The organism is Arthrobacter sp. MYb23 (genome assembly GCF_002979775.1).
Taxonomy (GTDB): domain Bacteria; phylum Actinomycetota; class Actinomycetes; order Actinomycetales; family Micrococcaceae; genus Arthrobacter.
Genome location: NZ_PCPR01000048.1, coordinates 1 through 6,302, shown reverse-complemented (window position 1 = coordinate 6,302; position 6,302 = coordinate 1). Strand labels below are relative to the sequence as shown.

At 63.1% G+C, this 6,302-nt stretch carries 5 protein-coding genes; 2 read left to right on the top strand and 3 right to left on the bottom strand.

Annotation, left to right across the window (positions count from 1 at the left end; genetic code table 11):
* Positions 1–90: 90 nt before the first annotated feature.
* From CQ020_RS23825 to CQ020_RS23820, 3 genes are all read right to left on the bottom strand, one after another.
* The gene (locus CQ020_RS23825) at positions 91–396 is read right to left on the bottom strand and encodes a hypothetical protein (RefSeq protein ID WP_105568105.1); all 306 of its coding nucleotides are present in this window, start codon (positions 394–396) and stop codon (positions 91–93) included.
* Positions 397–1,459: 1,063 nt separating this feature from the next.
* A complete protein-coding gene (locus CQ020_RS24065; RefSeq protein WP_258142184.1) occupies positions 1,460–1,597 on the bottom strand; it encodes a hypothetical protein in 138 nt (45 codons plus the stop codon).
* A 23-nt stretch (positions 1,598–1,620) separates the two neighbouring features.
* On the bottom strand, positions 1,621–1,839 hold the full coding sequence (locus tag CQ020_RS23820; protein ID WP_105694307.1) for a hypothetical protein: 219 nt from the start codon (positions 1,837–1,839) through the stop codon (positions 1,621–1,623).
* A gap of 348 nt (positions 1,840–2,187) precedes the next feature.
* Here CQ020_RS23820 and CQ020_RS23815 point away from each other — a divergent pair, with 348 nt between their 5' ends.
* Both CQ020_RS23815 and CQ020_RS23810 read left to right on the top strand, forming a co-directional pair.
* Complete coding sequence (locus tag CQ020_RS23815) at positions 2,188–2,499, top strand: hypothetical protein (RefSeq protein WP_105694306.1); 312 nt, start codon at positions 2,188–2,190, stop codon at positions 2,497–2,499.
* Positions 2,500–4,222: 1,723 nt separating this feature from the next.
* A partial coding sequence (locus tag CQ020_RS23810; RefSeq protein ID WP_258142183.1) for a malate synthase G occupies positions 4,223–6,302 on the top strand: 2,080 nt, incomplete at its 3' end.

The following is a 6,302-nucleotide window of genomic DNA, read 5'->3' as shown; positions in this document are numbered from 1 at the left end:
ACGGCTCGGTGTATCCGCCGGGTTGATCGAGACCGTCGAAGACGAGATCGTGTGCCGCCCGGAAGGCCCGGTCGTCATAGTTCGGGCCCATCAGCGAGTAGCCGTCTGGGCCCCGTGCGCCCGCAGGGACAGTACGACATCAGCTACCTCGTTGGTCCATTCGCTCACCTGATAGGTGTCGGGGATCGAGCGGAACATCTCGCCGTCCTGGAAAGCCTGCAACGACTCCGCCGAGTCCCACAGGTATACCGCGCCGTGCTGCCCGTTCTCGTAACGCAAGTAGGTCTTCTGCAGCAGGCCGGGCACTGCCTCCAAGTTGGCCATTCGCGTGGTGTACAACTCCTGGACGCGCTCGTCCGGTAGCGCGGACGTGAAGTGCTCGATGTGGATGATCATAATCGTCTCCTGATCTGTTTTGTTCTCGTTCGAAAATGTTTGGGCTGGGTGCATGGAGCGCGGCTGGAGCCGTGCAGGAGCGCGGCCAGGCAGTGCTACAGACATCTAAATGGGCTTCGCCCCAGCCCGACGAGTAGTGTCGTGGTTGCCTCGCATCGCGGGCCCCGGTGGGTGCCGGGTGAGACCGTGACCGGCGAGCCGATCCGGTCTATGAACCTTATGAAGCGGTTAAGGCTCGGTCAAGGTGTCAACGAGACTCACAAAAAGTGCCCGCGAACCGCCACCCAATGCCTCACGAAAGCATTGCCCGCGAAATCGTTGGATGCTGCCGAGGTATGGAAAATGAGTCGTCGATAGCCACCCGTGCCGAGGTGCCGCACAGGTACGGCAAGCCAGCGCTATCTGCTCAAGGGCGTGTTGCAGTTGGTGACGCCTTGGCATTCGACGAGTCGGGTGCCATACGTTCGACGACTGTTCGGCCGCGTTCTTTCTCTCGGGCGCACGCTCGCATGTCCTCGATGTTTGCTGATCGCCAGCCACAGCAGCTTGACCAAAAACTGCGTCGTTGGGGAACTGGACGCGGTTCTTGATGATCTTCCGCAGCTGTTAGTTCGGCGACTCGACGCTGCCGGGGTACTCCCGCCGCTCTGCGGTGAGGGAGAGATCACCCCCCACAGCTTGGGCGGGAGCTCCAGGAACGGGAATTGACCGCTCCCACGCGTCTACCGCGTGCGGATAGTCCTGCCCATCGGCGACTTCTTGAAGGCTTCGAACTCCGCCTTGTCTGCTTCGACGGCGGTGCCGATTGGCGGGAAGGCCGTTGCAATCGCCTTTGCGGTCCTTATATTCACTAATCGCATCGCCGCCCGGATTCCGCCACTTACTCCGTGATCCGCAGCTCGTGCTTGACGCCGTCCATGTCAACCCCGTAGGCGATGTGTGCGGATTTGTTGATTGCGTACGACGCGTCGCGGACCGTCACCACCAGCGTTCAAGTAGATTCTCCCAAACACTCAGTGCAGGACCCCCCCAGCGGACAGAATGCTTCGAGCGGGCGCCGCTGCTAGACGAAGGTCTCCTCGGTGATCTTGCCGATCGTCTCGTGCGACAGTTCGGTGCCCAGCGTGGCCGCGAGTTGGTTCTGGATGTCGCGGATCGTCATCCCGCCCGTCAGACAGATGATCATCTCCGTCCAGTCCACCCAGTCACCGCGAGCCTTTCGGGTTAGCCGATGGCTGAATATGCCTTCACGGTCGCGGGGACCTCAAGCGGCACGGAGCACTCCCATACGCAGAAGATCTGACATGCCCGGCCACCTTGTGCCTTGCGTATCGGCGTGGCCAACGCCCGGCCCGGCCCTGGCAGCGCCTTGACCACCGCGACGAGCCGCCGGCGGGCGTTTTCCCGGGACCAGCCGGTCACCGAGAGCACCTCCTCGGGCATCCCATTCTGGTCCTTTTGATCGGACCTGCGTACGCCTTTGCGTACTTGTGCTTCACCTCGGAACGAGTGGCCACCGACGCCTGATTTTCCATGCTCCCGCAGCATCCAAAGATTTCCCGGGCAATTCTGTCGTGACGCATCGAGGGCGGTTCACGGGCACTTTTCGTGAGGCACTGAGGGCAATTCGCGGGCACTTTTTGTGAGTCTCGTCGACACCTTGACCGCGCCATAACTGCTTCATAGAGTTCATACACCGGATGGACTCGCCGCGCTCCAGCACGGCTACAGCCGCGCATTACGCACCCGGCCCAAACTTTGAACGAGAACCAAACAGATCAGGAGACAATTATGATCATGCACATCGTGCACTTCACGTCCGCTCTATCGGACGAGAGCATCAAAGAGTTGTACACCGCACGCATGGCCAGGTACAGGGAAGTGCCCGGCCTTTTGCAGAAGCATTACGTGCGTTACGAGAACGGGGAGCACGGCGCCGTATACACGTGGGACTCGCCGGAGGCGTTGCAGGCGTTCCGAGACGGCGAGCTGTTCCGCTCGATCGCCGACACCTATCAGGTGCAAGAGTGGACCCTTGAGGTGGCCGATGTCGTGCTGTCCCTGCGGGAGACCGCAGAGACAGCGGCAGTAACCCCGCGATGACCCGGCCTTAGCGGTCTGCGCGGTCGTGCCACGACGGCACGCGGACAAGCTGTCCTCGCCGCCGCTGTCGGTAAGGCGTTCGCCCGCCCGCTGGCCGCAAAGAACCACGACTAAACACACGGAACTCGACCCCCAGGTCGAGTTCCGTGCGTTTAGTCGTGGTCGGCCGACAATCCGGCCGGGGTCATCGATGACGTCTGTTTCGGCTGCTGGTTCGAGGCGTCGAACGTGCTCGAACCCGTCGGCTGCAGGACTGAGCGCGACCGGCACGGCTTAAGTTGCCGGCTGCGCACCAATCGCAAGGGAGCGCTTCGTCTGCAACCAAACCACGTACTACGACGTCATCGACAGCCGGATCTGCTGACTGCGGATCCTGTGCTCGGGCTTTCGCCCGACCCCAGCACGGAGCATCGTGCTGCTCCTACCGCAGCCAAGCGGCGTAGCCCGTGCGAGAGCCCATCGGACCGTAGGTAGAGCACCGCACCGCCCGGATACACGTCCTGCGCCCCGCGGGCAGGATAGGCCTGCCGGGTCACCTGCACATCGCCGAAGATCGTTGGTAGTTGGCATTGCTGGCCAGGCCTCCACCCGAGTGTGGGCCCCTGTTTGGTATCGCGCAACACGCGTTGCTCACGCAGCGGGCGCAGGGTCCAGGTCGTTTGCATCAGCTGACGCAACAGTTCGCGCTCCCAACTCGCTGGGCTCGCGCCCACCGGAGGCCCATCCTCCACCACGCGTCAAGGCGACGGCCGCAGTCAATCACTGCCGAGACCACCGTCCCTTCCAACCGCTGGGCCGAGCGCGCGATACGCGGTACCTGCTCGGTCGACTCCGCGAACGTTCCTCTAGGTGCACTGGCTCGAGATGCAGAACCAGCGCCGTTTGGCCCACATCACCTCGACGGCACCGTCGACCGAGAAGCTCCATTCACAGCTCGAGGTCCTCCTTCTCGTGGATGTCTCCTAGACCTCTCACAGCAGGGCCACGAAACACGTGAAGCCGATTCGAGGATGGACGCGAAGGGGTGACGCCGCGGCGGCCACACCGGGCATCACGACTGACTTCCTCGAAGATAGTCGTGACGGCGCGTGTGACGGGCGGAACGGCTCTCGTGAGAACGGGCCGGAAATGGATACAACCTAGCGGGGGCATCCCGGTGCGTGTGAGCAGTGCCCGCAAATAGTCATGGTTAAGCTGGGCGAGCATGGCCTTCCCGACGCCGTCCCCACGCCAGTGCTGTGTGCCGGGACCGTGCTGCCGAGCTCCATGAACATGCGCTTGACTGCACCGAAAGCACATGGGACATGTACGTAACCTCCTCACGGCTGAGCCCTGCGAGATTGACGGCCCCGCCCAGCTGGCCCAGCAGCTCGGTCAGCAGTGGCAGGGACCATGCGGCAACTCCGGAGGGTGCCTGCGGGCGCGGCCTGATCAACCCTGAGCCCACGGCATAGGGGCCACCTGCTGTCCTCTGCGAGCTCAGTGACTCCGGACCCCTGACGCGGCGAGAAATCGCCTTGAGGAGGGCAAATCCCGACTCCACGGACTGGATACCTTCGGTCCCAATTTGTCAAATCAACACCGAATTACCTCTGGTCACATTGTTGACTTTCTATGGTCACTGTGTCCACTCTTTGTTATGATTCCAATGGGTAAGAACATAATTCCACGATACGAAAAAAGGATTCAGATGAACGACCGGGTACAAATAGGGGCACTCCAAGTGGCCGACGAGCTCCATGCGTTCGTGCGAGACGAGGCGCTTCGGGATTCCGGCATCGACGAAGCGGCCTTCTGGGGCGGTTTCGAGGAGATCGTGAGTGATCTGGGTCCCGTCAACCGGCGCCTACTCAAGCGACGTGCCGAACTGCAGACTGCACTCGACCAATGGCACACGGCGCATCCCGGTCCCGTGGACCAAGGTGCCTACGAGGAGTATCTGAACCGGATCGGCTACCTCGTAAATGAGCCTGAGCCGTTTGAGATCACCACGGAGAACGTCGATAGGGAGGTCGCTGCAGTCGCCGGCCCACAGCTGGTCGTGCCCCTGCTGAACGCACGTTTCGCCGCCAACGCTGCCAACGCTCGATGGGGTTCGCTTTACGACGCCCTGTACGGCACCGATGCGATCGCCGAAGACGGCGGACGCGAGAAGAGCAGCTCGTATAACCCGACGCGCGGTGTCGAGGTAATCGCCCGCGGGCGTCACTTCCTCGACGAGCACTTTCCCCTGGCGCAAGGGTCGCACAGCAGTGCCACCGGCTACCGCGTCGAGAGCGACCGCTTGGTGGTCTCGTCGGAAGCCGGCGAGACGGGCTTGGCCGACCAGGGCCAGTACAAGGGTCACCGTGGTGAGGCTGCCACTCCGCAGGGCGTGCTGCTTGAGCACCACGGTCTGCACGTGGAGATCCTCATCGATCGTGACGGCTCGATCGGGAGCACGGATGACGCCGGTGTCCAGGACTTGGTCGTCGAAGCTGCCCTCAGCACGATCATGGACCTCGAGGACTCAGTGGCAGCCGTGGATGCGGCCGACAAGGTAGCGGGCTACCGCAACTGGCTGCAGCTCATGCAGGGGACGCTGACGGCGTCGATGAGCAAAGGCGGGGAGAGCTACACCCGTCACATGGCTCCCGACCGTGTCTACGACAGCCCCGAAGGGGAGATCGTGCTGCCTGGCCGGTCCCTGCTGTGGATCCGGCACGTGGGTCACCTGATGACCACCGATGCGGTCCTCCACGACGGTGTCGAGGTCCCCGAGGGGATTCTCGACGCCGCGATCACAACGCTGTGTGCCTTATCCGACATCCAGGGGCGCGGGGACCTGCGCAACTCCCGGACGGGATCGATGTACGCGGTCAAGCCGAAAATGCACGGTCCGGAGGAGGTCGCGCTGACGGATGAACTGTTCCGGCGCGTCGAAGCCCTCCTCGGGCTGCCGACGGGGACGATCAAGCTTGGGATCATGGACGAAGAGCGCCGCACCTCAGCCAACCTCGCGGCGTGCATCCACGCCGCGAGGGGCCGCGTCGCCTTCGTCAACACCGGGTTCCTGGATCGCACCGGCGACGAGCTGCACACCTCAATGCTCGGGGCCCCCATGGTCCCCAAGGCCGAGATGCGTGACACCGCCTGGATTCGGGCCTACGAGGAGCAGAACGTCGATGTCGCCCTCGCGTGCGGCTTCCGCGGCAAAGCGCAGATCGGCAAGGGCATGTGGGCCCAGCCCGACAACATGGCCGCCATGCTTGAGGCTAAAATCGGGCACCCAAGAGCGGGTGCGAACTGCGCCTGGGTTCCGTCCCCCACCGCCGCGACACTGCACGCCCTGCATTACCACGAAGTCGATGTGGCGGCGGTGCAGCAGAAACTAGTGGGCGAGCGGCGCACGACCCTCTCGCAGCTGTTGACCATCCCCTTCGACGCGTCGGCCGAATGGACGGAGCCGGAGCGCACCGCCGAGGTCGAGAACAACCTCCAAGGTGTCCTCGGCTACGTCAAGCGCTGGATCGATGACGGGGTCGGCTGCTCAAAGGTCCCCGACATACACGGAGTCCAGCTGATGGAGGACCGTGCCACCTGTCGCATCTCGAGCCAGCACGTGGCGAACTGGTTGCATCATGGGGTCGTGACACTGGCCGAGGTCGAGGACGCCTTCCGTCGCATGGCCGATGTCGTGGATGCCCAGCAGGCCGCTGACGGCTACTCGCCGATGGGCCCGAACTATGACGACCGTGCCTTCTTGGCGGCACACGATCTCGTCTTCGATGGTCTCGATCAGCCCGGTGGATACACCGAGCCGA

Coding starts and splice junctions, on each gene's coding strand:
- CQ020_RS23825 (WP_105568105.1), bottom strand. CDS start 396: ATGATCATCCACATCGAGCACTTCACGTCCGCGCTACCGGACGAGCGC.
- CQ020_RS23820 (WP_105694307.1), bottom strand. CDS start 1,839: ATGCCCGAGGAGGTGCTCTCGGTGACCGGCTGGTCCCGGGAAAACGCC.
- CQ020_RS23815 (WP_105694306.1), top strand. CDS start 2,188: ATGATCATGCACATCGTGCACTTCACGTCCGCTCTATCGGACGAGAGC.